Source organism: Pseudomonas sp. (assembly GCF_035497915.1).
Classification (GTDB): Bacteria; Pseudomonadota; Gammaproteobacteria; order Pseudomonadales; family Pseudomonadaceae; genus Serpens.
In genome coordinates this window covers 118179-144577 of record NZ_DATJCS010000025.1, presented here as the reverse complement: position 1 = coordinate 144577, position 26399 = coordinate 118179, and the positions used below count along the sequence as shown (strand labels likewise).

At 66.2% G+C, this 26399-nt stretch carries 24 protein-coding genes; 14 read left to right on the top strand and 10 right to left on the bottom strand.

Features of this window, described 5'->3' with window-relative positions; translation table 11 throughout:
* Window positions 1-77: 77 nt before the first annotated feature.
* Window positions 78-1907, bottom strand: coding sequence for an AIPR family protein (locus VL129_RS08555; RefSeq protein WP_325412056.1), 1830 nt, complete (start codon window positions 1905-1907; stop codon window positions 78-80).
* Window positions 1908-2588: 681 nt separating this feature from the next.
* Here VL129_RS08555 and VL129_RS08550 point away from each other — a divergent pair.
* The 7 genes from VL129_RS08550 to ispA all read left to right on the top strand — a co-directional run bounded on the left by VL129_RS08550 (window position 2589) and on the right by ispA (window position 9891).
* A complete protein-coding gene (locus VL129_RS08550) occupies window positions 2589-3026 on the top strand; it encodes an RDD family protein (RefSeq protein ID WP_325412053.1) in 438 nt (145 codons plus the stop codon).
* Between the two features lie 519 nt (window positions 3027-3545).
* Window positions 3546-4196 carry a TIGR04211 family SH3 domain-containing protein gene (locus tag VL129_RS08545; RefSeq protein WP_325412051.1) on the top strand — a complete coding sequence of 217 codons (651 nt, stop codon included), beginning with the start codon at window positions 3546-3548 and terminating at the stop codon, window positions 4194-4196.
* A gap of 154 nt (window positions 4197-4350) precedes the next feature.
* Complete coding sequence (locus tag VL129_RS08540) at window positions 4351-5280, top strand: ABC transporter substrate-binding protein (protein ID WP_325412049.1); 930 nt, start codon at window positions 4351-4353, stop codon at window positions 5278-5280.
* Window positions 5274-7631, top strand: coding sequence for a putative bifunctional diguanylate cyclase/phosphodiesterase (locus VL129_RS08535; RefSeq protein WP_325412047.1), 2358 nt, complete (start codon window positions 5274-5276; stop codon window positions 7629-7631). The genes VL129_RS08540 and VL129_RS08535 overlap by 7 nt, the downstream gene beginning before the upstream one ends.
* 62 nt (window positions 7632-7693) lie before the next feature.
* Entirely contained in the window at window positions 7694-8458 is a 765-nt protein-coding gene (locus tag VL129_RS08530; RefSeq protein WP_325412045.1) for a sulfite exporter TauE/SafE family protein, read from the top strand.
* Between the two features lie 303 nt (window positions 8459-8761).
* Window positions 8762-9007 (top strand): exodeoxyribonuclease VII small subunit, encoded by a 246-nt coding sequence (locus VL129_RS08525; protein WP_325412043.1) that lies wholly within the window; start codon window positions 8762-8764, stop codon window positions 9005-9007.
* Complete coding sequence (gene ispA / locus VL129_RS08520) at window positions 9004-9891, top strand: (2E,6E)-farnesyl diphosphate synthase (protein WP_325412041.1); 888 nt, start codon at window positions 9004-9006, stop codon at window positions 9889-9891. Before VL129_RS08525 ends, ispA begins: the two co-directional genes overlap by 4 nt.
* Before the next feature lie 83 nt (window positions 9892-9974).
* Here ispA and VL129_RS08515 read toward each other — a convergent pair whose 3' ends face one another.
* Entirely contained in the window at window positions 9975-11024 is a 1050-nt protein-coding gene (locus tag VL129_RS08515) for a toxin-antitoxin system YwqK family antitoxin (protein ID WP_325412039.1), read from the bottom strand.
* Between the two features lie 115 nt (window positions 11025-11139).
* Between VL129_RS08515 and VL129_RS08510 the strand changes: the two genes are divergently transcribed.
* Window positions 11140-12483 (top strand): MATE family efflux transporter, encoded by a 1344-nt coding sequence (locus VL129_RS08510; RefSeq protein WP_325412036.1) that lies wholly within the window; start codon window positions 11140-11142, stop codon window positions 12481-12483.
* A gap of 117 nt (window positions 12484-12600) precedes the next feature.
* Here VL129_RS08510 and speA read toward each other — a convergent pair whose 3' ends face one another.
* The 4 genes from speA to VL129_RS08490 all read right to left on the bottom strand — a co-directional run bounded on the left by speA (window position 12601) and on the right by VL129_RS08490 (window position 16715).
* A complete protein-coding gene (gene speA / locus VL129_RS08505) occupies window positions 12601-14514 on the bottom strand; it encodes an arginine decarboxylase (RefSeq protein ID WP_325412033.1) in 1914 nt (637 codons plus the stop codon).
* A gap of 217 nt (window positions 14515-14731) precedes the next feature.
* Window positions 14732-15103, bottom strand: a complete 372-nt coding sequence (locus VL129_RS08500) for a translation initiation factor Sui1 (RefSeq protein ID WP_325412031.1) — start codon at window positions 15101-15103, stop codon at window positions 14732-14734.
* 56 nt (window positions 15104-15159) lie between these two features.
* Complete coding sequence (locus VL129_RS08495) at window positions 15160-15687, bottom strand: NUDIX hydrolase (protein ID WP_325412029.1); 528 nt, start codon at window positions 15685-15687, stop codon at window positions 15160-15162.
* The gene (locus tag VL129_RS08490) at window positions 15687-16715 is read right to left on the bottom strand and encodes a DUF2333 family protein (protein WP_325412027.1); all 1029 of its coding nucleotides are present in this window, start codon (window positions 16713-16715) and stop codon (window positions 15687-15689) included. Before VL129_RS08490 ends, VL129_RS08495 begins: the two co-directional genes overlap by 1 nt.
* Here VL129_RS08490 and VL129_RS08485 point away from each other — a divergent pair.
* Both VL129_RS08485 and VL129_RS08480 read left to right on the top strand, forming a co-directional pair.
* Window positions 16615-18855 (top strand): methyl-accepting chemotaxis protein, encoded by a 2241-nt coding sequence (locus VL129_RS08485; RefSeq protein WP_414705173.1) that lies wholly within the window; start codon window positions 16615-16617, stop codon window positions 18853-18855. The genes VL129_RS08490 and VL129_RS08485 overlap by 101 nt on opposite strands.
* Before the next feature lie 79 nt (window positions 18856-18934).
* Window positions 18935-20251 carry a bifunctional DedA family/phosphatase PAP2 family protein gene (locus VL129_RS08480; RefSeq protein ID WP_325412023.1) on the top strand — a complete coding sequence of 439 codons (1317 nt, stop codon included), beginning with the start codon at window positions 18935-18937 and terminating at the stop codon, window positions 20249-20251.
* A gap of 193 nt (window positions 20252-20444) precedes the next feature.
* Here VL129_RS08480 and VL129_RS08475 read toward each other — a convergent pair whose 3' ends face one another.
* The 3 genes from VL129_RS08475 to VL129_RS08465 are packed head-to-tail and all read right to left on the bottom strand — an operon-like array spanning window position 20445 to window position 22124.
* Window positions 20445-21026, bottom strand: coding sequence for an LON peptidase substrate-binding domain-containing protein (locus VL129_RS08475; protein ID WP_325412021.1), 582 nt, complete (start codon window positions 21024-21026; stop codon window positions 20445-20447).
* A 22-nt stretch (window positions 21027-21048) separates the two neighbouring features.
* Window positions 21049-21765: an LrgB family protein gene (locus VL129_RS08470; RefSeq protein WP_325412019.1), complete on the bottom strand. Its 717-nt coding sequence runs from the start codon at window positions 21763-21765 to the stop codon at window positions 21049-21051.
* Window positions 21762-22124, bottom strand: coding sequence for a CidA/LrgA family protein (locus VL129_RS08465; RefSeq protein WP_325412104.1), 363 nt, complete (start codon window positions 22122-22124; stop codon window positions 21762-21764). The genes VL129_RS08470 and VL129_RS08465 overlap by 4 nt, the downstream gene beginning before the upstream one ends.
* Window positions 22125-22225: 101 nt before the next feature.
* Here VL129_RS08465 and VL129_RS08460 point away from each other — a divergent pair, with 101 nt between their 5' ends.
* The 3 genes from VL129_RS08460 (at window position 22226) to VL129_RS08450 (ending at window position 24962) form a co-directional block, all read left to right on the top strand.
* A complete protein-coding gene (locus tag VL129_RS08460) occupies window positions 22226-23866 on the top strand; it encodes a C13 family peptidase (RefSeq protein WP_325412017.1) in 1641 nt (546 codons plus the stop codon).
* A 69-nt stretch (window positions 23867-23935) separates the two neighbouring features.
* Entirely contained in the window at window positions 23936-24220 is a 285-nt protein-coding gene (locus VL129_RS08455; protein ID WP_325412015.1) for a DUF5629 family protein, read from the top strand.
* Window positions 24221-24410: 190 nt separating this feature from the next.
* Entirely contained in the window at window positions 24411-24962 is a 552-nt protein-coding gene (locus tag VL129_RS08450) for a hypothetical protein (RefSeq protein WP_325412014.1), read from the top strand.
* An 83-nt stretch (window positions 24963-25045) separates the two neighbouring features.
* Here VL129_RS08450 and VL129_RS08445 read toward each other — a convergent pair whose 3' ends face one another.
* Window positions 25046-25621, bottom strand: coding sequence for an outer membrane beta-barrel protein (locus tag VL129_RS08445; RefSeq protein ID WP_325412013.1), 576 nt, complete (start codon window positions 25619-25621; stop codon window positions 25046-25048).
* Window positions 25622-25766: 145 nt separating this feature from the next.
* Here VL129_RS08445 and VL129_RS08440 point away from each other — a divergent pair, with 145 nt between their 5' ends.
* Window positions 25767-26384 (top strand): class I SAM-dependent methyltransferase, encoded by a 618-nt coding sequence (locus VL129_RS08440; RefSeq protein WP_325412012.1) that lies wholly within the window; start codon window positions 25767-25769, stop codon window positions 26382-26384.
* Window positions 26385-26399 lie beyond the last annotated feature (15 nt).

Genomic DNA, 26399 nt, shown 5'->3' with positions numbered 1-26399 from the left:
CAAGTCTGTGGAGTCAGTCCTAGAATTCCCTCCGGACGCATCAGTATTGTAGTCTTTTCCCAATTAATACGCAGTTTTCATTGGCATGAAATAGGTCCGTTGGCAGTCGGATAGGATTTGAGCTTATTTGTCAGGTGATCAATTATCTCGTCAACCTTTTCGGTATTTTCAAAGAACCTTGCAGGATAAGCATTTGTATATTTGTGCTCTATGTATCGCTCAATCTCATCACACAAGAAGTTGAGTTTTTCAGATAGCTGAGGTTCGTCTGGTCGAACAATTTCTGTTGCACTAAAAATTCTACATACTTCTCTAAGCAGAAGAGAAGTCAGTGCTCTATTTGCGTGAGTGACGATTAAATGCTGTTTCCTTTTTGTGCGTCTGTCAATTCCCTCAAGCTTTTCAAAGATCAGTCTATCGATAACGCGTAAGTGCGTGACGGAGTTTATGACTTTGATCCCAGACACTGTAGGGTTGAATATGGCCTTGTAAAAGTTTCCGTCAAGGCTTTCGAAGAAACGTCCTCGTTTCCCTTTAAGTGTGGTGAGTATAGATGAGGATTTGGTTAGGCAGGCAAGTCCGTCAAGGGCTTCATCAAGATCAATTACTGTTGGTTCCCGCAATCCAATTTGGGGCGATGTCCTAAGTAGCTGATATTGGTAGCCTTCTACGGCAAGCTCTTTTGCCAGCCTTATCTGCTCTGGGTGCTGAGAGGCAAAATCTCGGCCTAATACTCTGTTTTGGTGATTGTTGGCTTTTGTGATCGATGCTGCAACTTCAGCGTTTTCGGTATCATTGACCTTTATAAACCGCGCAGAGACTCTTATCTTAGATAGAGTAGTGCTTCGCTCTTCGGCGATTCCCTTGAATATTTGTCCAATGGTACTTACCGTTTGAGCGCCATTGATAATGCTGACATTTAAGAACTTAAAGGTTCCTCTGGCTGTGTCTCTGCTAGCATTTCTACGATGAGGCTGTATGTCAGACACTAGCAGTGTTATACCGTTATTGTAGTACCAGAACATCTCCGGGGCGCTGTTGGCTGTCTCCTTGATTGAAGAGTTTACTTCTGTGTCACCTAATAGATTCCGTATGTTTTTTGAGAATAGTCGAGTGCCATGAGATTCCCACCACTCCAGAATTTGGTCGCCACTGACCTGCCCGTAGACTGACAGATACGGCTCATTCTTTTGGCCATAGTTATCAATCTCAACGTCGTCTAGATCGATACTAATATGTGTTCCTGCTTGCAGCCATTCAGTTAGGTCTTCGGCAGATACTAAATGGACTTGAAATGGCAATTCATCTTGTGAAAGTGTATCGGGCGCAAGCGCTGCAGAGTTAAGTTCGTCCTGCCAGAGTTGCATATCGCTAAGAATGGCTTCTGCTGCTCCTCTTTTCCCAGTGTGAGCCATGACGAAGAGAAATTTGTAATCCGGTGAGCTTAGGCCTATGTCAATGTCAGGTGACATTGCTTGAAGGATTTCATCGAATCTGCAGTACTCCTCAAGCTGCAGCCTCTCACAGGCAAATTTAAAAGCAAGAAAGTCATCTCTTATCCATGTCCCATTGCCCGCCTGGTTGAACTTGGACTGCACAATGACAACTAATTTTTCGTTATGGTTTACACATATCGCATCAATTCCTCCATCTGCGGAGCTGTCGCAAACACTTTTACCTGCAGTAGCTTCATCGACGGATGCGAGACTGTAAATTGAAAAGGCTGCAATGGCTCTACTAGCCATTTTAACCTCGTAGTCGGGCATGTCTGCGGTGCATTCACGTTTATGTATGTGGTCCTGAAAACGTTCGCGAAGTGTTTTACCTAATCGCTGGGCGACTATTCTTGAAGTGGCCGCAGCAGGGGTTGCATTGTCTTCTATCCGAATATCTTTAATGAAGGCCATTAACTAAGCTTCTCATCCTTGTATTTAATTGGCTATTAGGGTGCGCAATCAAGGCGTTTCGTTTTCTAAAACTTTCCCGCGAGTGATGTGCGGGGTGGTTAACGTTAGTTTTTGGGGTTGTCCGATTAGTCTAACAAACACACACTACTAATGGCTTCGCCGCTGAGGGCGGGTGACTGGCTGCAGTCGTTCAGCGCATAGATGACGGCGGAGCTGGGCTGGGTGGTGGCGTCGCGCAAGCCGGAATACGACTGGAATCTACCTGCGGGCCACCAGTGCCACCCGTATAAAAGAGGACTGGATCATTTATCGATGACTGTCCGCTTCTGAGCGGCAGCTGCCGTCTGCCTATGTCCGCTATTGGCCGATAGCGGTCACTCGACGACACCGGAGGCCAACCACCCCGAATCCAAAACTCTCAGGACCTGGGGCCCAACCCAGTGTCAACTTAGGAAACAGCCCAGTTCGGCGAGCCATGCCTGCTCCACCCAGAATCGTCCGCCCCCTACCGTTCCAGTTCCCGCCCCATTTTGTGAACTGCGTCCCGGTGGCTGCTGACGCCGATCAACACAAGGTGTTTCGTGTGAACCCGGCGAGGCTTTCTGTCTTCAGGTGGCCGCGCCTGCTCATGCACACTGGCGCCGCTACACCCTTGAATTCAGTTCTGCCAGGAAAATCCCAATGCAAGAAAGCACTATCGAATATGTCGGTTTCTGGGCGCGTGTCGGCGCGACTCTTATCGACGCCATCATCCTCACCGTTATCAGCGCGCCGCTGCTGATCGCCTTCTACGGGACGGAGTACTTCACGGACCCGTACGCGCCGGCGATCGCCGGGGTTGCCGATGTCCTGATCTCCTACGTGCTGCCTGCCGTGGCGATCATCCTGTTCTGGCTGTACAAGCGGGCCACCCCCGGGAAGATGGCGGTTTCCGCTCAGGTGGTGGATGCCGAGACGGGCAACGCGCTGACCACCGGCCAGGCCGTGGGTCGCTACTTCGCCTATATCCTGTCGTCCCTGCCGCTGGGCCTGGGCTTTGTCTGGGCCGCCTTTGACGCTCGCAAGCAAGGCTGGCATGACAAGCTGGCGGGGACGGTGGTCGTCCGGCAGCGCTCGTAAGGGTCGTTGCGATTCAAGCCGGCGCCGCCTCGCGGCCCGGCTTGATGCCCGTGGTTTTTTCCAGGCAATAAAAAACCCGCCGAAGCGGGTTCTTTCTGGCCGTCCAACATCCTGTCGGGTGACTTCCTGTCCTGGCCATCATCCTTGATCCGAGCACTTCCTGTGCTGCAGCGAGGCGTATTCTCCGGGACGCCCCGGGGGGCGGCATAGGGTGAATCGCAGCGGCCATTTGTAAGCCTTTTGCCATGCCAGCACCCGAACCCGCGATGCCGCGCACAGCAGTGCGCTACCAAAGCCCAATCCCCTCAGGGGAACTTTTCCGGTTTCCTGCGTTCCCAGCCACTCGTCGCCCCAGGGGAGACCCCGGGCTACCTGGCACGGGTAGACTGCCGGCTGTTTGGCGGGTTTCAATTCGTCAGGTTTGGCTCCAGCGGCCCGCTACGGCGCAGCCACTGCCCCTTTTTCGTCGGTCCGTTCTGCGGGCTTTTCGTTTCCCCTGCATGTGAAGTTCGTATGTACATGTCCCGTCATTCTTTCGCTCGTCCCCTTTCCTTCCCGCGTCGCGCCCTGGGCGGCGCACTCGGCCTGCTGGCCCTGGGCGTCGTCGCCTCGGCACAGGCCGCGCCCAGTGATCGCTGGGTCAACGACTCCTTGAACACCTTCGTGCGCAGCGGCCCCACCGATGGTTACCGCATCGTCGGCGCGGTGAAATCCGGCCAGAAGGTCACGCTGCTGACCACCCAGGGCACCTACAGCCAGATCCGCACCGAGTCCGGCGAGAGCGTGTGGATTCCCAGCCGCGATCTGCAGGACAGCCCCAGCCAGTTCGAGCGCCTGCCGGCCCTGGAACAGGAAGTGCTCGACCTGCGCGAGCGCCTGGGCGGCATCGAGGACACCTGGAAAACCCGCGTACAGGGCATGCAGGAGACCCTGGATTCGCGCAAGGCGCTCATCGATGAACTGGAGAACCAGCGCAAGGCGCTCAGCACCGAGCTGGCTCAGACCCAGGCGGATCTGCGAACCGCGCGCGAGCGCCTGGGCGATGAGAAGAACCAGCTGCTGATGGATTACATGGTGTATGGCGGCGGCATCGCCGGTGCCGGTCTGCTGCTCGGCCTGCTGGTGCCGGCGCTGACTCGCGGCCGCAAGCGCAACGACCGCTGGTTCTGAGGCGCGGCGCTACGCCGCAGGCTGGATTCAGCGCCCCACGAAGCGCCGCGCGCAGATGCGCGGCGCGAAAATGCAGAGGCCAGAAACGCTTTATAAATGATGGCACTTGGCTATACGCTATGCGCCTGGAATGTCAGCGGAACGGATTTTCGCTATGCGGCGCCTCTGCCTCCTCGTCCTTCTCTGCAGTGCCCTGCTCGGCTGCAGCGACAACACCGATGACCTGCGCATCGGCAGTAATCGCTGGCTGGGTTATGGCCCCCTCTATATCGCCGACGATTTGCGTTGGCTGGAGCCCTCGGGTTTCCGCCTGCTGGAATACCCCAGTACCAGCGGCGTGCTGCGCGCCTTTCGCAACGGCATGCTCGACGCGGCTCTGCTCACCGTGGACGAAACCCTGCGCCTGATGGCCAACGGTCACGACCTGGAAATCCTGCTGATCACCAACATTTCCGCCGGCGCCGACGTGATCTACGCCATGCCCCCCCTGCGCGAACCCGCCGATCTGCGCGGCAAGCGCATCGGCGTGGAAGACTCGGCGCTGGGCGCCTTCTTCCTGGCCCGGGTACTGGACCGCGCCGGACTGCAGCGCGATGAGTTGCATGTGATCAGCCTGCCGGTCCAGGAGCATCGCAGCGCCATGCAGGAAGGCCGCCTCGACGCGGTGATCACCTTCGCCTCGGAAGGCCCTGCACTGCAGGCGCTCGGCGCCCGGCGCCTGATGGACAGCCGCGACCTGCCCAACGAGATCATCGACGTGCTGGTGGTCGACCGCGAGCGCGTCAGCCCGCAGGCGCGCCGCCGGCTGCAAGCGCTCTGGCACGAGAGCCTGGCGCGCTGGCGCCAGTCTCCCGACTACATCGACGGCGTGCTGATGCGTCGCCTGGGCCTCAACGCAGAAACCCTGCGCCTGACCCGCGAAGGCCTGCTGATGGGCGACCTGGCCCTCAACCGGCAGTTCTACGAAGGCGGCCAGTTGTTCAAGCGCCTGCAATGGACCCACGACTACCAGCTCCAGCGCACCCTGCTGACCAGCCCGCTGGACTACCGGCGCCTGCTCGATTGCGGGGCCGCGTCATGCTGACTCACCTGTCGCTGCGCAAGTCCCTGCCCTTGCTGCTGGGGCTGTTCGCCGGCCTCTACATCCTGCTGATGATCGGCCTGCACCTGCCGCGCACCGCGCGCCTGGCCGAGGAAGACCTCAAGCGCTACACCGAGCAGATCCTCATCCTGGTGCAGAGCAGCGCCAGCGATCACCTGCGTCAGCGCCGCACCGACGAACTGCAGAGCGTGCTGGCCGATCTGGGCAGCCTGCCGGGGGTGCGCTGGGCCATGGTCATCGACGATCGCCAGCAGATCGTCGCCGCCACGCGGCTGGGGCTCGCCCCCGCCGCCGAGCTGGCCGACGCCGGCGCCCTCGACACCCTGCTCGGCAGCGACCGCCCGCACTGGCTCCCGGTGCATGAGCATCATTACCTGGCCAGCTACCCGCTGGCCCAGACCTATGCGCAGGGACAGCTGTCGCGCAACAACCTGCTGGTCAGTCTCGACTACGAACAGCATCTCGACCAGCGCCGCTCCAGCGCCTGGATGTCCCTGACCCAGACCCTCGGCCTGCTGCTGCTGCTCGGCCTGCTGCTCAACCTGCTTTACGGGCGCCTGGTGACCCGCCGGCTGGGCGTCATCGGCAATGCCGTGCAGCGCTATGCCAACGGCGACGGCAACACCCAGGCCCGGGTCGGCGGGCGCGACGAGATCAGCCGCCTGGCCGAGAACTTCAACCAGATGATCCAGCAGCTCGGCGAGAACCAGACCGCCCTGCGCGACAGCGAGCAGTTGCTGCGCAATCTGGTGAGCGCGGCGCCGATTGCCATGCTGATCATCGACGCCGAGGGTCGTGTCGAAGACGCCAACCCGGCCGCCGGCCGCCTGTTCGACCGCTCGCTGCGCGCCATGGCCGAGACGAACAGCCAGACGCTGCTGGGCGGACCAAACTGGCGCCAGCTGCTGGATCGGCCACGCCAGCAGCAGGAACTCACCGTACGCAGCGGCGAGCAGGTGCTGTCGCTGGAAGGTTCCTGCACGCCCTTCGAACGCAACGGCCAGGCGTTCCACCTGCTGCTGCTGCACGACATCGGCGACCGCAAGCGCGCCGAGCAGCGCCTGCGTCACCTGGCCAACTTCGACCAGCTGACCGAGGTGGCCAACCGCAACCACCTGCTCATCCGTCTCGACGAGCTGCTCGCCCGTGGCGGCCCGCTCAGCCTGCTGTTCCTCAACATCGATCACTTCAAGCGCATCAACGACAGCCTCGGGCACGACATCGGCGATCAGCTGCTGCGCGCCGTGGCCGACCGCCTGCGCCTGTATGCCAGCCCCCGCGACCTGCTCGCGCGCCTGGGCGGCGACGAGTTCCTGTTCCTGCTCGACGGGCGTGACAGCGCCGCGGCCGTGGAGCTGGGCGAGCGTCTGGTGGAAGCACTGCGCCAGCCGTTCCAGGCCCGCCAGTATTCGCTGTACATCACCGCCAGCCTCGGCATCACCCAGCACAGCGGGCGCGGCGGCAGCGGTAGCGAGCTGCTCAAGCAGGCCGACCTGGCGTTGTTGCGTGCCAAGTCCGAGGGCCGCAACCGGCTGGCCTGCTTCGACAGCCAGCTGGCGGCGGAGGCGGAGGAACGCCAGCGCATGGAAGACGAACTGCGCCTGGCCATCGCCCGCGAGGAGTTCGAGCTGCACTACCAGCCGCAGGTGGACAACGACAACCGTCCCCGCTCGGTGGAAGCCTTGCTGCGCTGGCGCTCGCCGAGTCGCGGACTGGTCTCGCCGCTGCAGTTCATCCCGGTGCTGGAAGACACCGGGATGATCCGCGAGGTGTCACGCTGGGTATTCCGCCAGGCCTGCCGGCAGGCCGTGCAGTGGTCCGCCCAGGGCCTCACGCTGCGCGTGGCGGTCAACCTCTCGCCGCTGGACTTCCGCCAGCCGGACCTGGCCGAGATCCTCACCGGCATCCTCGCCGAGGAAGGCGCGCCGGCCGAGCTGATCGAGCTGGAGCTGACCGAAAGCGCGCTGCTGGAGTCCGACGGTTGCGTGCAGGCAACCCTGCTGCGCCTGAAGGAGGCCGGGCTGCCGCTGTACCTCGACGACTTCGGCACCGGCTACTCCTCGCTCACCTACCTGCAGAAGTTCCGTTTCGACGGCCTGAAGATCGACCGCCAGTTCGTCGCCGAGCTGCCCGAGAACCCGCGCTCGGTGGCGCTGGTGCGCGGCATCCTGACCATGGCCGCGCAGTTGGGCCTGGAAGTGGTCGCCGAGGGCGTGGAAAACGAACGCCAGGCCGCCTTCCTGCGCCTCAATGGCTGCCACCGCCTGCAGGGCTTCCTGTTCGCGCGGCCCCGGCCGGCCGCGGATTGCGAATGGCAGGCACAACGGGCTTAATAGCTGCGCTCCATAACGGTGCAGTTCGTTACGCCCGATTGCCATAAAAACAAGAGTTCGCCATGAGTCTTCTGGATGCCTTGCTGATCCTCGTCGCCGGTTTCGCCGCCGGCGGCATGAACGCCCTCGCCGGGGGCGGCACCTTCTTCTCCTTCCCCGCCCTGCTCGCCGTCGGCCTGCCGCCGGTGACCGCCAACGCCACCAACGCCGTGGCCCTGTGGCCCGCCAGCCTGGCCGGCGCCTGGGCGGCACGCCCGTCCCTGCGCGGCCTTGGCGGCTACCTGCTGCCGCTGCTGCTGGTCGGCCTGGTCGGCGGCGCGGCCGGCGGCATCCTGCTGCTGCTCAGCGGCGACGATCTGTTCAGCGATCTGATTCCCTGGCTCTTGCTGGTCGCTACCCTGCTGTTCGCCGCCAGCCCCTGGCTGAGTCGCTGGCTGGCCAAACGCCGCCGCGAAAGCGATCAGGTGCGCCATAGCGCGCCGGCGCTGCTGGGCCACGGCCTGGTGTCCATCTACGGCGGCTACTTCGGCGCCGGCATGGGCATCCTGCAGCTGGCGGCGTTCTCCATCGAGGGACATGCGCTCAACCGCGCCAACGCGCTGAAGAACCTGTTCTCGGCGATGATCTACACGGTCGCCAGCCTGACCTTCATCATCGCCGGCCGGGTGAGCTGGAGCGAACTGGTGATCCTGCTGGCCGGCGCCACCCTCGGCGGCTACGCCGGCGGCGCCCTGGGCGAACGCCTGCCACCGAAGTTCCTGCGCGCGCTGGTGCTGGTGGTCGGTGGCGGCATGACCCTCTATTACTTCTGGAAGGTCTACGCCTGACGGCGAACCCCCTGGGTACGGTTGATCCTGTAGGGCCGGCTTTATGCCGGCCAGCGGAGGCGAGACCAACCCTTTCGTAGCGTTCCTACCCGTGTCGGCCGGGATCAACCCGGCCCTACAACGGCGCCGGTGCACGCCGGCCACGGTGCTCACCGCTGTGACCCGTCGTAGATCCGTAGGGTGGACAACGTCTTTCCTTGTCCACCGATGGGCTGCACCCACCCGAGCGGCCTGGCGCCCATTTGCCGCTAGGCCCCGGCTCTGCTAGTGTCGCGCCCGTTTTGTCGTTCCGAGAACCGCGTCATGGCCATCCGCAAGAAAGCCCCCCTGGATTTCGAACAATCCCTCGCCGAGCTGCAGCAACTGGTCGAGCGGCTGGAAGGCGGCGAGCTGTCGCTGGAGGAGTCGCTGAGCGCCTTCGAGCAGGGCATTCGCCTGACCCGCGACTGCCAGGGTGCCCTGGGCCAGGCCGAGCAGAAGGTACAGATGCTGCTCGAACGCGACGGCGAAACCCGCACCGAGCCGTTCGAGGCGGATGACCAGGAATGATCGAGAGTTACCAGAAGGACTGTCAGCGTCGCGTCGATAGCGCCCTGGAAACCCTGTTGGTGCCGCCCCGCGTGGAACTGCAGCGTCTCTACGCCGCCATGCGCTACAGCGTGATGAACGGCGGCAAGCGCGTGCGCCCGCTGCTGGTCTACGCCGGCTGCCAGGCGCTGCACGGCGATCTCGGTCAGGCCGATGGCGCCGCCTGCGCGGTGGAGCTGATCCACGCTTATTCCCTGGTGCATGACGACCTGCCGGCGATGGACGACGACGACCTGCGCCGTGGCCAGCCGACCACCCACAAGGCCTTCGACGAAGCCTGCGCGATCCTCGCCGGCGATGCCCTGCAGGCGCTGGCCTTCGAGGCGCTGAGCCAGGCGTCCGGCAACCCCGCCGACCCGGCGTTGCGTCTGGACATGTTCACCCAACTGGCCCGCGCGGCCGGCGCAGCCGGCATGGTCGGTGGCCAGGCCATCGACCTGGAATCCGTGGGTCGGCGCCTGGACCAGCAGGCCCTGGAGACCATGCACCGGCACAAGACCGGCGCGCTGATCGAAGCCAGCGTGCGCCTCGGCGCCCTGGCCAGCGGCAAGGCAGATGCGCCGCGCCTGGCTGCCCTGCAGACCTACGCCCGCGCCATCGGCCTGGCCTTCCAGGTGCAGGACGACATTCTCGACGTGGAAAGCGACACCACCACGCTGGGCAAGACCCAGGGCAAGGACCAGGCCCACGACAAGCCGACCTATCCGGCCCTGCTCGGCCTGCCCGCCGCCAAGGCCTATGCGCTCGAGCTGCGCGACCAGGCCCATGCCGCGCTGGCCGGTTTCGGCGAGGCCGCCGCGCCGCTGCGTCAGCTGGCCAATTTCATCGTTGAGCGTCGTTCGTAACCGTCGACCCGGTGGGTAATCGCTGCGCGAGTTACCCACCCTACGTCGCTTCGTCGTTGCGCTGTTCGTGACGCCGTAGGTGGCTAGAACACCTCTCGCTCCGGGCGCAGCGGCAACGGCGTCAGGCCGTTCGGGCCGATGCGCTCGGCCTTGCGCACCTCGCCGGTCTGCGGGTCGTATTCCAGACGCAGCACCGGCATGCCGTTGCCATCCACGCGCACTTCCTGCAGCAGCCGGCCTTCCTCGTCGAAGCGCTCGTGGCTGCCCACGCTGATCCCGCCCACCTGCGAGCCCCGGTAGCGCAGCCGGCCGCTGTTCCAGTACTGCTCGATCTTCATCAGCGCCGGGCCGTGCTCCGCCTCCTGCAGCATGCGCCGCTCCTTCAGGCGGCCGTTCAGGTACCACTGGCTGTCGCTGAGCAGCCGGCCGCGCTCCCAGTAGACCTCGCGCAGCAACTGGCCGGTCTGTGCCCATTCGCGCTCGAAACCGTCGCGCTGGTCCTCCGGCTGGCCGACGCGGATCGAGGACTCGCTGCGCGGCTGGCCGTTGTTGAAATAGCGCACGCGCACGTCGTGATCGCCGTTGCGCCGCTGCAGGCTGGCCAGCCGCCCGTTGCGGTCGTATTCCTCACGATGCAGCAGCTCGCCACGCAACCAGACCTCCCGCCCGGTGACCCGGCCGCTTTCGTCATGCAGGGTCAGCTCGCTGGGCTCGCCGGAAAAGCCGCACCAGACCAGATCGCGCGACTCCAGCAACGGCCGGTCGGCGCAGCGCAGGCTGCTCAGGCGCCCGTCGGCCAGCAGCGCCACGCTGGCCAGCTCGCGCCCCTGGCCGTCGACATAGGCCAGCCGGCTGAGGCTGGCGTCCTCGCGAAAATGGCGTTCCAGCCCCTCGCGACGCCCCTCGACGTACTGCGCCTGGTAGCGCACCACGCCGTTGGCGTAGAACTCCCGCAACAGACCATGGGGGCGCCCCTGCGCGTCCACCTGCTGGTCGCGCAGCACACGCCCGGCGGCGTCGAACTGGCGCTGCACGGTGGCCACCGGCTCGGCGCCCAGCGCCGCCTGGCCATCGACAATGACCATCAGCGCCAGCGGTGCTCCGAGCCGTAGCCATTGGGGGCGTTTCTTCACTCACCCTTCTCCTTTCTCCCAAGGGTGCGCGACATCGCGCCGCACCCGGCGTCGCTACACAGACTAGCAGCGGGCCATCGCGCCTGCCGTCGGCGCTGCGCGTATCATGGCCGCCATGTTTCGCTTCCTTCTCGATGACTGGCGCCACACGCCGACCCAGCGTCGCGTCTGGGCGCTGAGCGCGCCCCTGCTGCTCTCCAACCTCAGCGTGCCGCTGGTGGCGCTGGTGGACACCGCCGTGATCGGCCACCTCAGCCATGCCCATCAGTTGGGTGCGGTGGCGGTGGGCGCCAGCCTGTACACCCTGCTGATCTGGTGCTGCGGCTTCCTGCGCATGGGCACCACCGGCTTCGCCGCCCAGGCCAGCGGACGGGGCGATGGCGCGGCGTTGCGCCAGCTATTGCTGCAGGCCGGACTGCTCAGCGGGGCGCTGGCGATCCTGCTCGGCCTGGCGGCGCTGCCGTTGAGCGGCGCGGCCCTCGCGCTGATGGAACCGTCGGCGGCGCTGGATAGCCTGGCCCGCGAGTATTTCCACCTGCGCCTGCTCGGCCTGCCGGCGATGCTGGCCAGCCAGGCGCTGATCGGCTGGTTTCTCGGCGCGCAGAACGCCCGCGCGGCGCTGGCGATCCTGCTGAGCATCAACCTGCTCAACCTGCTGCTCGACCTGTGGTTCGTGCTCGGCCTGGAATGGGGCGTAGCCGGCGCGGCGCGTGCCTCGGTGATCGCCGAATGGAGCGGCGCGCTGCTCGGCCTGCTGCTGTGTCGCGGCGAGCTGGCCCGGCATGCCGGCGCGTTTCGCCTGGCGCCGTTGCGCCACTGGCGCCAGTGGCGGCCGCTGCTGGCGGTGAACCGCGACATCCTGATCCGTTCGCTGTTGCTGCAGGGGGTGTTCTTCCTGGTCACCGTGCAGGGCGCGCGGCTGGGCGATGCCACCGTGGCGGCCAATGCGCTGCTGCTCAACGGCCTGCTGCTCACCGCCCACGCGCTGGACGGCCTGGCCCATGCGCTCGAAGCGCTGTGCGGCCACGCCATCGGCGCCCGCGATCGGGTCGCCTTGCGCCGCAGCCTGGTGGTGGCCGGCGGCTGGTCGCTGCTCGGCAGTCTCGCCTTCGCCCTGCTGTTCCTGCTCGGCGGCGAGCACTTCCTGCGCCTGCAGAGCGACATGCCGGAGGTGCTGGCCACGGCCCGTGAGTACCTGCCCTGGCTGGCGCTGCTGCCGCTGCTCACGGTGTGGAGTTACCTGCTGGACGGCCTGTTCATCGGCGCCACCCGGGCGCGGGAAATGCGCGACGCCATGCTACTGGCCGCGCTGCTGGCACTCCCGGCGGGCTGGCTGCTGCAAGGCTGGGGCAACCATGGCCTGTGGCTGGCCTTCTGCCTGTTCATGCTGCTGCGCAGCCTGGGCATGGCGGTGCTGGCCTGGCGGCTGTGGCCGCGATTGGGACAAGCGGATGCGTAGGGTGGACAACGTTTTCCTTGTCCACCGTCGCCACGGCGCCGGGGCCCGCCGGCGGCCGGAACAGCGCCGACCGCCCTACACCGGGGCGACGCCGTCTGCTCCGGCCCGTTTCCGCCGCTACGGCGTGGTCAGGTACGACGAACGCGTCAGGCCCAGGCGCAGGGCGTCCAGGTAGCGGTTGCGTTCGGCGGCGCCGAGTCCGGAGCCGGAGACCTTGTCGCGGTAGAAGCTCATCAGCTCGTCCGCCGACAGGTGCACATAGCGCAGCAGGTCCTCGATGGTGTCGTGGGTCTCGATGCCGGCGTGGTAGACGCTGCCGTCGGCACGCTGATAGAGGTTCACCGAGTCGGTGTCGCCGAACAGGTTGTGCATGTCGCCGAGGATTTCCTGGTAGGCGCCGACCAGGAAGATGCCCAGCAGGTACTCCTCGCCCGGCCGCACCTCGTGCACCGGCAGGCTGGTCTCGATGCTCTGCTCGTCGACGTAGTGGCGGATCTTGCCGTCCGAGTCGCAGGTCAGGTCCTGCAGCACGGCGCGGCGCAGCGGTTCCTCGTCGTTGCGGTGCAGCGGCATGATCGGCAGGATCTGGTCGATCGCCCAGGTGTCCGGCAGGCTCTGGAACACCGAGAAGTTGCAGATGTACTTGTCCGCCAGCTTGTCGTTGAGCTCGTCGAGCAGCGCGCGGTGCGAGCGCTGGCGAACCTTGAGCTGCTGATGCAGGCGCCGGCAGATGGCGTAGTAGCACTGCTCGGCGAGCGCCTTCTGCAACAGGTTGAGCTTGCCGGCCGAGTACTGGGCGGCAACCTCGCTGATGAAGTGGGTGGCGCGCCAGTAGGTTTCGGCCACGGTCTCCGGATCGCAGTGCCCGAGCATGTCGATCAGCTCGCGCAGCGACTCCGGGTAGTCCGCCTGCGGGTCGATCTCCGGCTCGCTGTCGTTGTGGCGCTCCACGTCGGTCACCTGCACCACCAGCACCGCGTGGTGGGCGGTCAGCGCGCGGCCGCTTTCCGAGAAGATGTGCGGGTGCGGAATGCCCTGCTCGTCGCAGAACTCCTTGAGCATGCCGACCACCGCGCCGGCGTAGTCCTCGATGTCGTAGTTGATCGAGCTGGCGTTGCGCGAATGAGTGCCGTCGTAGTCCACGCCCAGGCCGCCGCCGACGTCCACATGGTCCACCGGCAGGCCCAGCTGGCGCAGCTCGCCGTAGTAGCGGATGGCCTCGCGAAAGCCGCGCCGGTAGTCGGCGATATTGGCGATCTGCGAGCCCATGTGGAAATGCAGCAGGCGCACGCCCTGGTCGAGGCCGGACTCGCGGAAGCGTTCGATCACCGAAAACAGCTGCGCGGCGGACAGGCCGAACTTGGACTTCTCGCCGCCGGTGTCCGCCCACTTCGAGGAGGCCAGCGAGGACAGCCGCACGCGCAGGCCGATCTGCGGCTGCACCTTGAGCTCGGCGGCCTCCTCGATGAGCAGCGTCACCTCGGATTCCTTCTCGATGACGATGAACACGTTGTGGCCGAGCTTCTGGCCGATCAGCGCCAGGCGAATGAATTCGCGGTCCTTGTAGCCGTTGCAGACGATGGTGCCGCCGCGGGGCGCCAGCGCCAACACCGCCAGCAGCTCCGGCTTGGAGCCGGCCTCCAGGCCGATGGCGACGTGGTCGGTGGCGATGATGCTTTCCACCACCGCTTCCTGCTGGTTGACCTTGATCGGGTACAGGGCGGTGTAGCGGTTCTGGTAGTCGAGCCGCGCGATGCTGGCGTCGAAGGCGCCGGTGAGCTGGCGCACCCGGTCCTGCAGGATATCCGGGAAGCGCAACAGCATCGGTAGTTGCAGGCCGCCTTCGCGCAGTTGCTGCACCTGCTCGTAGAGATCGATGCCGTGGGCCTCCAGGCGTCGGGGGCGGACCTCGACACGGCCGGCGTCGTTCAGGGCGAAGTAGCCGGCGCCCCAGTGGCGGATGCCGTAGACCCCCCTGCTGTCGGCCACGGTCCAGTGACTGCCGTCGTCCTTGCGTGTGCGTCGTGCCATGGGCTGCCTCTCGATACTGTGAACTGGACCCGAGCCTGCCAGTTTGGTGGAGGGTTGGGAAGGTTGCGAAGCCCCGCTGTGTAGTCGAACCCGGCCTCTCGCGCCGGATGCCATCTCGGGCCGCGTCGGCCGGCATAAAGCCGGCCCTACAGAGAAGCGTTGGCCGCGCCGAACCTGTAGGGCCGGGTTGATCCCGGCCAAGGCCGGCGCCGGCCGCTTACCCGCCGGATTTCTTGGCCTTGAAGCCGCGCTTGAGAAGTTCGTCCAGCAGCAGCTCGACATGCTCGCCCTGGATCTCGATCACGCCGTCCTTCAGCGCGCCGCCGCAGCCGCAGCGTTTCTTCAACGCGCTGGCCAGATCCTTCAGCGCCTCGCCGGCCAGCGGCACGCCGCTGACGGTGGTCACGGTCTTGCCGCCGCGGCCCTTGGTTTCCCGGCGCACGCGGGCGATGCCGTCGCCCTCGGGCACCGCCGCCTGCTTGCAGACGCAGGCATCCAGCGGCTGGTTGCAATCCGGGCAGTGGCGACCGCCGTCGGTGGAATAGACCAGCCCGCCCAGGGCGGACAGGGATGTGAGTTTCTTGGCCACGACGATTCCTCGGTAAAGCGCGGGGCGGCAGTTTAGCGAGAAAGCCCCGGCCCGACCTAGCGCAGGAACAGCCGCAGCGCTTCGAGCGAATCCGGGCAGTAGGCCTCGTGCTGACTGTGCGCCAGCACGGCGGATACCGGCATGAAGCACGCTTCCAGCACCTCCTCCGGCTGCAGCAGCAGCGGGTCGTCGGAGACCGCCGAGAACACCGCGCCCCACAGGCGATTGCCCGGTTCGTCGAAGAAGAAGCGCCCGTGCTCCTGCAGCGGCACGCCGCCGATGCCCAGCTCCTCGTGCAATTCGCGGGCGGCGGCCTCGGCGTAGCTTTCGTCGGGGCCGACCATGCCGCCGGCGGTCACGTCCCAGAAGCCGGGGTACAGCGCCTTGCTCAGGGTGCGGCGATGCACGCACAGCTCGCCGGCGCTGTTGAACAGCAGGACGAAGGTGCCGCGCCCGATGCGCCCGTTTTCTCGCAGTTCGGCGCGCGGCAGTGCACCGAGCAGGCGGTCCTCCTCGTCCACCCAGGCCACCCGCTCCAGATCGGAGGCCTGGCGGTGGGCATGCTCTTGGGGCGTGATGCTCATCAGCCCTGGCTCAGCAGGTTGCGCAGGTCGATGATCGCCGCGTTGGCGCGCGAGATGTAGTTGGCGATCACCAGCGAGTGGTTGGCCAGCACGCCGTAGCCACTACCGTTGAGCACCACCGGGCTCCACAGCGGTTCCTGGGCCGCCTCCAGCTCGCGGATGATCTGCCGCACGCTGACCAGCGCGTTCTTCTTGGCCAGCACGTCGGCGAAGTCCACCTCGATGGCGCGCAGCATGTGCGACAGCGCCCAGGCCTGGCCGCGTGCCTCGTAGAACACGTTGTCGATCTGCAGCCAGGGCGTCTCCACCCGCTCCTCGCTCACCTGCCCCTCTTCGGGGTTCAGCCGCACCCGGCCGATGCTGGCCGACAGGCGCTGGGACAGCGAGCCCAGACGGGTAGCCACATCACCCAGCCAGGTATTGAGGTTGTCGGCGCGGGTGAAGAAGCGCGCGTTCTGCTGGTTCGGATCGGCCAGGCGGACCAGGTAGCTGTCCAGATGGCGGATGGCCACGCGGTACTCGCCCTCGGTGGCCGGCAGGGCCCAGCTCTTGTTGTCGAAGTGGAACAGCGGCTCGGCCTTGGCCAGGTCGGGGTCCTCGGTGGACTGCGACTGCGAACGGGCGAAGTCCTTGCGCAGCGCGCGGGACAGGTCGCGCACCTGCACCAGCACGCCGTATTCCCAACTGGGCATGTTGTCCAGCCACAGGCCCGGCGGGGCGATGTCGTTGCTCAGGTAGCCACCCGGCTTGTCCAGCAGGGTGCCGGCCACGCGGCGCAGGGTTTCCACCGTGGTGTAGCCGAGCACCAGTTGGCGCTGCGCGCCTTCGGCGGCGGCCTGGGCATGCTGCTGCACCGGGAAGGCCGCCGGCTCGCGGCTCCAGTACCAGCCGACCACCCAGCTGACCAGCAGCGCCACGCCCAGCAGGATGGCCAGGCTGCGCCCCAGCCAGCCACCAGGCTGGCGGCGAGTACGGGGAGGCGTTTCCGGGGGAGTCGAACCGCTGTTGCGGTTTTTCCAGTCCAGCATGGCGATGTCCTTCCAGGGTTTTCGAAACGATTGTGAAGCGGTTTCGAACCACTATATCGGGAACCGTTCCGGCCTGCCGGCCGAACTTTTTGCGAGCTTCGTCGGGTTCACGAGAATGTCATCAAAGTGCCATATGTTGCCGGCATCCCGCCCGATGCCCGCCGAGGCCACGATGCGTCTGAAGCTGCTCACCCCGTCCATCACCCTGCTGATGCTGGCCGTCTGTCTGGTGCTCGGCGCCACGCTCTGGTGGTCGCAGCGCGCCCTGGAGCGCCCGCAGCAGCTGATGGGCCAGTACCTGGTGCTGTCCCAGCAACTGCAGCGCCTGACCGGCGAGATCGGCGGCTACCTGGATGGCGGCGACGCGCTGCGCCACCGCGCGGTGCAGGAGGCTCTGGCGCATTTCGGCAGCCAACTGGCCGGCCTGCCCGCCGCCCTGGGCGACGATCTGCGTCCCAGTCTGCAGGCCCTGCGGCGTTTCGCCGATGGCGACCTCCTGGCCGCCGGCAAGCTGGCCGGCGACCCCCAGGGCTTGCTGAGCCAGGCCGAGCGCGAGATGAGCGCCGGCCTGGAACAGCTGGCGCGCTATGCCGAGCAGGGCGACGAGCGCCTCGCACGGGCCTACCCGCCGCGCCTGCTGGATGCCGCGCTGCAGCTGCAACGCCTGGGTCTGACGCGCGCCCAGCTGCTGGCCAGCGGTCGGGACAATCTGCTGAACGAGGTGCCGCCGGCGCTCACCGACCTGCACCGGGCGATCGACGCCGTGCAGGCGTTGCCCTTGCTGGGAGTGAGCGATGACAGCGCCTCCGCCGACGACAGCTTCGCCGCGCTACTCGGCCTGGAGGCCGGCGAGGACAGCGCGGCCCGCGAAGACCGCGGCATCGCCCTCAAGCGCGAGCTGGCCAGCCTGGTGCAGCGCTATCCGGCCGAACTCGAGCGCACCCGCGCGCTGATTCTGCAGCGCCAGCAGCTGCGCGACACCAGCGAGGCCCGCATCGCCGCGCTGCGCGAGGCCCTGACCGCGCTGGAGCCGCTGGTGCGCGGCGAACAGCAGCGCATTCAGGCCGAGGTCGGCACCCTGCAGATCATCGCCATCGCCCTGATCCTGTTCGCCGCACTGCTGACCTACGCCCTGCAACGGCACCTCACCCAGATGCTGGCGGCCCTGGAAGGCGCCCTGGAGCACTGGGCCCAGGGGGATTTCACCCGCCCGGTCAGCCTGCATTCCTGGCTGGGCGAGGTGCAGCGCATCGGCCAGTCCCTCAACCGCCTGCGCGATTACCTGTCCGGCCTGGTCGACACGCTGCGCCGACACGCCGGTCAGGTGGATGCCAGCAGCCGCAGCCTGGCCGAACTCAGCCAGGCGCTGCACGCCAGCGCGGAGCGGCAGGCCGCGGGCGACGGCCAGATGCACGAGGCCCTCGGTACCTTGGAGCAGAGCATCCAGCAGGTGGCCGGCGACGCCGATCAGGCCGCCGAGGCCAGCCGCCTGGCCGGCGACGCCACTCAGCAGAGCCAGCGGGTGATTGACCGCAGCCTGGAGGAACTGCACAGCCTGGTGCAGGCGGTGCGCGGCAATGCCGACGGCATCGCCCGACTAGCCGAGGAAAGCGCCGCCATCGAACAGGTGCTGGACGTGATCGGCGCCCTCGCCGAGCAGACCAACCTGCTGGCGCTGAACGCCGCCATCGAGGCGGCCCGCGCCGGCGACAGCGGGCGCGGCTTCGCCGTGGTCGCCGACGAAGTACGCGCACTGGCACGGCGCAGCGCCGAGGCCACCGAGCAGATTCGCGGGCGCATCGGCCACCTGCAGCAGGCCGCCGAGCAGGCGCGCCAGGCCATGCACAGCCAGGTGGCGCAGGCCGAACACAGCGCCGCCCAGGCGGAAAGCGCCGATGGCGCCCTGCAGACGGTGGTGGATGGCATCCGCGCCAGCGTGCAGATGGCCCAGCGCATCGCGGCGGCCACCGCCGAGCAGTCCGCCGGGATCGGCCGCATCCACCGCCACAGCGCCGAGCTGCACCAGCTTGGCCATGCCAACCTGGAACGCATCGCCAGCGCCCATGCGCAGAGCGAGGCGCTGCTGGCGCTGGCGCAGCAGCTGCAGGCGGCGGCCAAGGCGTTCCATATCGACGCCTGAAGGCGATCCGGAGCCTGGCTTGCCGCCATGCGGCGGCTGCTATCATTCGCGCCCTTGACGAAGCGCGAGACCGCCGCCGATGCACGCCTGGATCGACAGCCTCAACCTCTGGCTCAGCCTGAATCCCCACTGGCTGGGGGCGGCGATTTTCCTGGCGGCCTGCCTGGAATGCCTGGCGGTGGTCGGCCTGCTGATCCCCGGCACGCTGCTGCTGTTCGCCATCGCCGTGCTGGCCGGCGGCGGCGCCCTGGAGCTGTGGCAGGTGCTGCTGCTCGGCTATGCCGGCGGGCTGCTCGGCGACCTGCTGTCCTACGCGCTGGGCCGGCGCTTCCACCAGAACATCCGGCGCCTGCCCGGCCTGCGCCAGCATCCCGAATGGCTGATCAGCGCCGAGCTGCACTTCCAGCGCTACGGCGCCGCCAGCCTGCTGCTGGGGCGCTTCATCGGCCCGCTGCGCCCGATGCTGCCGATGCTCGCCGGCATGCTGGACATGCCCTTCCTGCGCTTCTGGCTGATCAGCGCGGTGGCCGCCGCCGGCTGGTCAGTCGCCTATCTGCTGCCGGGCTGGGCCACCGGCGCAGCCTTGCGCCTGCCGCTGCCGGAGGGTTTCTGGCTGTCCAGCGGGGTGATCGGCGCCGCATTGGGCCTGCTGCTGGCCTTCACCGTGCAGCTGAGCCTGCGCCGCCAGCGCCTGGCCACCCCTCTGACCGCCTGGGGCAGCGCGCTGTGCCTGGCGGCGCTGATGATCGGCTGGCCCTGGCTGGCGGCCTTCGATCAGAGCCTGCTGGCGCTGGTACAGAGCGTGCGCGGCGACGGGCTGGACCGCGCCATGGTGCTGATCACCCGGCTCGGTGATTTCAGCACCCAGCTGTACTGCGGCGCGCTGCTGTGCCTGCTGTTACTGGTGTTGCGCCAGTGGCGGGCGCTGGCCCTGGCCATCGGCACATTGCTCGGCACGGCCCTGGCCAACGGCCTGCTCAAGGCGCTGTTCGCCCGCGTGCGCCCCGAGGTGCTGCTCGACCCGCTGGGCAGCTACAGCTTCCCCAGCGGCCACAGTTCGGCGGCGTTCGCCTTCTTCCTCTGCCTGGGGGTGCTGGCCGGCCGTGGCCAGACGCCACGCCTGCGTCTGACCTGGCTACTGCTGGCCTGCATTCCGGCCACGCTGATCGCCCTGTCGCGGGTCTACCTGGGCGTGCATTGGCCGAGCGATGTGATCGCCGGCGCGCTGCTGGCGGCCACCCTGTGCGGCGCCAGCCTGGCCACTTTGCAGTGGCGTACGCCGCTGGCGGCGCTGCCGGCGCACGCCTGGTGGCTGATCCTGCCGGCCTGCCTGGCGCTGCTCGGCGGCATCGCCACCTGGGAGCTGCCGGCGGCGCTGGAGTTGTATCGCTACTAGCGAAGCCCACGCCCGCAGGGCGGCCAGCGCTTTCCTGGCCGCCATCAGGCGCGGCGCTGGGGCCAATGGTGGACAAGGAAAGCGTTGTCCACCCTGCGGGCTGCGGGACTCGTGTGGGGCCGGGTTTATCCCGGCCGACGGCGGCGTGGATTTCAGCTTTGCACGCCGCCGTATAGCCGGCCCCACAGGACACCTACTCCTCCTGCAGCGCCTCCAGCCACTCATCCAGCAGCGCGAGGCGCTCGCGGGGGTCGAGGCATTCGAGCAGGCGCAGCTTGCGGGCGTTTTCGAACGGCAGCAGGTAGGCCAGCCGGTCGGCCAGTGTCCCGTAGCTGTGCACCGGCCTCGCCATGTTCAGCGCGGCCACCAGCGGATGCTCCACCAGGACCTGCAGCAGTTGGCGCAGGTCCGCGTGCTCCCCGCCCAGCGGCGCGTCGACGCCTTCCTCCAGCCAGCGCACCTCACCCAGGGTCAACTGATCGGGCTGCACACGGACGCTGTCCACCCGCAGGCGTCGCCCGCCTTCCACGCGGATGCCCAGCAGGCCGTTGCTCTGCTGGCGCCAGTCGCGGATCAGCGCCTCGCACCCGACCTCGGAATAGGCCCGCGGCGCCGGGCCGACCTCCGATCCCTCGAGCAGCGTCACCACGCCGAACCCCTCGCCGCGCTTCAGGCAGGCGCTGAGCATGTCCAGGTAGCGCGGCTCGAACAGCTGCAGATCCAGGTTGCAGCCGGGGAACAGCACGGTGTCCAGCGGAAACAGCGGCAGAGTCATCGGCGCGCCCTCCTGTTCCGGATCAGACCATCAACGCCACCAGGAGTGGCAGCAGCACGGCGGTGGCCACGCCCATCAGGCTCATCGCCAGCGCCGAGAAGGCGCCGCACTCCTCGCTTTCCTGCAGGGCGCGCGAGGTGCCCACGGCATGCGCGGTCATGCCCATGGCCATGCCGCGCGCCGCCGGATGACGCACCCGGCACAGGTCGAGCAGCGCCGGGCCGAACATCGCGCCCAGCACACCGGTGATCATCACGAACACCGCCGCCAGCGCCGCCACGCCGCCGATCTCGTCGGCCACCAGCATGGCGATCGGCGAGGTCACCGACTTGGGCGCCAGGGTCATCAGCACCAGCCGATCGGCGCCGAGCAGCCAGCCCAGCAGCACGCCGAAGACGGTGGCGAACACCCCGGCGACCAGCAGGGTGACCAGGATCGGCACCAGCAGCTGACGGATGCGCCGCAGGTTGAGGTACAGCGGCACGGCCAGCGCCACGGTGGACGGGCCGAGCAACAGGATCAGCGGCGACACGCTGGTGCTGTATTCCGCGTATTCGAGGCCGGTAGCCAGCAGCAGGCACACCAGCAGCACCATGGAAAGCAGCACCGGCTGCAGGAAAATCCAGCGGGTGCGCTCGTAGGCGACCACCGCCAGCTGGTAGACGCCCAGGGTGACGCCCAGGCCGAACAGCGGATGGTGGATCAGCGCCTGCCAGGCGGCCGGGAAGTCCAGGTTCATACGTCACCCTCCTTGCCCTGCTGGCGGTCGATGAGCTTCTGCATCAGCCAGCCGGCAAAGGCCATCGACACCGCCAGAGACAGCACCAGGGTCACCGTGATGGCCCAGAAATCCGCGGCCAGTGCCTCGGCATAGACGATCACGCCCACCGCCGGCGGAATCAGAAACAGGGGCAGGAAGCGCAGCAGCTGGGAAGAGCCCTGGTTGAGCGATTCGCTCACTTCGCCACGCATCACCAGGAAGCCCAGCAACAGCAGCAGGCCGATGATCGGCCCGGGCAGGATTGGCAACAGCAACACATTCAATACCGTACCCAGCAGCTGGAACAGAATCAGCCAGGTCAGTCCGCGCAATACCAACATTGAGCTACCTCATTATCCGGACCGCGCATTATAGGCGTGCCGTCCCACTATGCGGCATACTCCCTCCTTCCCATTAATGATGGCAAAGTGGAATCTGCATGCGCCTGTCCCTTCCTTTGCTGTTTCTCCTCCTGCTGGCGGCCTGCGACAACCGCACGCCGACGCCGGCAGCCGATGCCCTGCTGCCCGATGGCGGCCGTTACCACGGCGAACTGCTGGACGGTCTGCTGCATGGCCAGGGCCGCATCGAATACGCCAACGGCGCTCGCTACGAAGGCGAGTTCCAGGAGGGGCTGTTCCATGGCCAGGGCCAATGGCGCGGCGCCTCGGGCGACGCATACACCGGCGGCTTCGCCCACGGCCTGTTCCAGGGCGTGGGGGTGTTCAGCTACGCCGATGGCGGCCGCTATCACGGCGAGTTTCTCGCCGGCCGCCTGCATGGCCAGGGCCAGCTGGACCTGCCGGACGGCCGTTATCGCGGCGAATTCCGCAACGACCGCTACCACGGCCTCGGCCAGCTGGAGTGGAACGACGGCAGCCGTTACCAGGGGCAGTTCCAGGACGGCGAGATCCACGGCCAGGGCGTGCGCCACGATGCCGACGGCAGTCGCTTCAGCGGCCAGTTCGAGCATGGCCGACTGCAGGGCAAGGGCCAGTACCGGGGCGCCGACGGCACCCTGTACATCGGCGAGTTCCACGACGACCAGTTCCATGGCGAAGGCATGCTCACCCTGGCCTCGGGCGAGACCTGGAACGGTCAGTTCCGCGACGGCCAGCCCCACGGCAAGACCGCCTACAAGAACGCCGAGGGCGATCAGTACCAGGGCGAGGTGGTCGATGGCCGCTTCGAGGGTCAGGGCGTGCTCACCCTGGCCGGCGGCCAGCGACTGAGCGGCACCTGGGCGCGTGGCGAGCGGCTGTTCGAGGAAGATGGCCAGCCGCTGCCGGACCCGCTGGAGCATGCGCTGCTCGAGCAGGGCCGCCTGCTGCGCGAGGCCCTCGACGCCCTGCCCGCCTCCACGCCGGCCATGGAGCTGTACAGCCTGACACTGGCCGGCGATGGCCGGCAGAGCGTGTTCCTGCGCGAGGCCGAGAGTGTCTCGCAGGTGCTGCGCGAGCGTTTCGGCGCCCGCGGCCAGCTGGTGCTGGCCAACCACCGCGACCGTATCGCCGACCGCGTGCTGGCGACCCGCGAGAACCTGCGCCGCGCCCTGCAGGCGCTGGGCGAGCGCAGCGGTCCGGAGGATCTGCTGTTTCTCCACCTGACCAGCCATGGCTCGCCCGAACATGCCCTGCAGCTGGAGCTGCCGCGCCTGGAACTGTTCGATCTGACCCCCGGCGAGCTCAACGAGCTGCTGCTGCCGCTGGCCGACCGCTACAAGGTGCTGGTGATCTCCGCCTGCTACTCCGGTGGCTTCATCGAGCCGCTGCTCGACGAGCGCACCCTGCTGATGACCGCCGCCCGCGCCGACCGCGCCTCGTTCGGCTGTACCGAGGAAAACGACTACACCTACTTCGGCCAGGCCCTGTACGCCGACGCCCTGCAGCAGACCGACGACCTGGAGGCCGCCTTCACCCTGGCCTACGAAGCGGTGGCGGCGCGCGAGCAGGCCGAGGGCCATGAGCCGTCCGACCCGCAACTCGGCCCGGCCTCGGCCGTACTCGACCACTGGCGCAGCTACCTGCGCCAGCTGCGCGGCGAGCCGGACGAGGAAAGTCTGGAAGTCGACACGCTATAGCCCATGGAATTGCCCGGCCGCTGCGCCGGGCGCATCATGGCGCCCATCCTTATCGCCGCGAGAGCACCCATGAGCCGTACCCTGATCGACGCCCTGGAACAGGCCGACATGCTGGAAGTCGAGGGCATGCACGCCTTCGAATTCGACCTCTACGAAATCGAGGCCGACGATGACATCGAACTGGAGGTCCGCGCCCAGGAAGGCAAGCAGCAGTTGTGCTGGGCCTTCAACCACGCCGAACTCGCCGCCGCCCGCTATGACGAAGAACAGGACTTGTGGGTGGTAACCCAGGACGGCAAGGAGTATTGGGTGCGCTGTTATGACGCATATTCCGCCGAAGGGGATGATGAGTAGTCGCAACTTGGCGCAATAGCTTTAAATCCCCGCAAGAACAAAGAAGTTCAAACACTTCAGCAAAATCCACAGCGCCTGACTCTACGTTAGAATCGCTTTCGTCGAGTTGTAAAAAGCATTGAACGCCGTAGCTTGGACGAATTAATAAATTCGTCCAAGGACAGCAACGATGCATAGAAGTAAAGCGGTTATGCTCGGCCTGATGGTATTGAGCGGCGCAACAATGGCCGAGGCTCAAGAGACGCCAGCCGAAAGCGTTGTTTCGCTGGGCATCAGCAGTTACGCCACTACCCTGGCGGTTACGGATTCCCGCTACGGTAATTACGACTGGAGTTTCAGCGGCGCGGCCCTCAATGTCACGCTGGCCGTCGATAATAATCTTGCCGTGCGCGGGCATGTTTACTCGCAGACTTGGGACGATGACACCAACGTCGAGCTGGCCGGGTTCGATATACAGTTCCTGCTGGGCGAAAACCTTATCCGCGAGGGATTCAAGTACTACCTGGCAGTGGGCTTCTTTTCGGAAGAACTCAGCGCCTACCAAAGTACTGACGCATACTCCCTGAGCGGCGCCATGGTGGGCTTCGGACTCGGATACAACTGGGAGCGTGCCGCCGTGGACTTCTCGCTCAATATCCGCAATGCGCAGCCTTATGTGGACATGTTTGAAGAAATGCACATGCCGGGCGGTGGCACCGTATCGGCTAGTTCCATGGCCCTGTCGCTCGCCTACCGGCTGTAAGTTGCAAGCGGGTCCGAATCCCACTCAAGGCGGCCAGCGCTTTTTTCTGGCCGACTTGAGTCGGAGTGGTGCCCGCGCGAGGTTCAGAAGCGCAGCGACAGCGTCAGGGCGGTCGAGGTGGCGGTTACCTCCGAGCGCCGGGCCCCTGCCACCTGCATCATCCCGCTGTCTTCGATGAAGTCGGCATAGTCGCTGGCGGAACGGATATTGAGGGTGTAGTCGAGCGCCACCTGCGGCCAGTTGTAGCCAAAGCCCGCCCCCAGCTGCGCGCCGCTGAAACGTTCCTTGTCATCGACATCGTCACCCTCCAGACCGATGCGCTCATCGAAGACGCCCAACGCCACGTAGTACTTGAAGCCTTCACGGTTCAGGTTGCTGCCCAGCAGCAGCTGCGCGTCGTAGCCGGTCACTTCCAGCTCGTCGTTCACATCCCAGGCCGCGCCGTAGATGCTGCCGCGCAGTGCCACATTGTCGTTGAAGGCGGCGGTGCCGACGATGGCGCCACCGCTGAAATCCATAGTGACGACGTTCGTGGCGTCCACATCGATCCAGTACAGCGCTCCGCCGACACTGAACATTCGCTCATCCGCCGCGCCTTGGGCCAGACCGCTGGCCAGCATGAGGGAACCGGCCAGGCCGAAGATTGCTGCGTTACGCATGACGACTCCTTGATGAGCGGATGGATCCAGAGGCCGCCATTTAAAAGCCAAACGCCATCACTGGCCAATGCGCACGAGCAACTTGTGACGCGATAGTCACCGGGTCCATGCTCAGCCCACCGCCAACCGCCCCCAGGGACCCACCATGAACCTCTATGAACGCTACGTGCTGCCGCATCTGATCGACTACGCCTGCGGCATGGGCGAAGTAATGAAACTGCGCAGCCAGCTGGTGCCGCAGGCGCAGGGCGAGGTGCTGGAGATCGGCATCGGCACCGGGCTGAACCTGGGCTTCTACGATCCGGCGCGGGTCAGCCGCGTGGTCGGCGTCGATCCGGCCGCGCAGATGCAGGCGATGGCGCAACGGCGGGCGGCCGGGATCGCCATTCCGGTGGAAATGCTGGCCCTGGAGCTGGGGCAGATCCAGGCGCAGGACGATCGCTTCGACAGCATCGTCTGCACCTTCACCCTGTGCAGCATTCCCGACGTGGCGGCGGCGCTGGAAGAGATGCGCCGGGTGCTCAAGCCCGGCGGGCGGCTGCTGTTCGCCGAGCATGGTCTGGCGCCGGATGCCGGCGTGGCGCGCTGGCAGGGGCGCCTGACACCCTGCTGGAAACCGCTGGCCGGCGGCTGCCACCTGGATCGCGACATCCCGCGCCTGCTCAAGGGCGCCGGCTTCGCCATCCGCGAGCTGGACAGCGGCTACCTGAAGGGCCCGCGACCGATGACCTATGTGTACCGGGGCTGGGCCGAGGCCGGCTGAAAGCCGGCCGCGCTG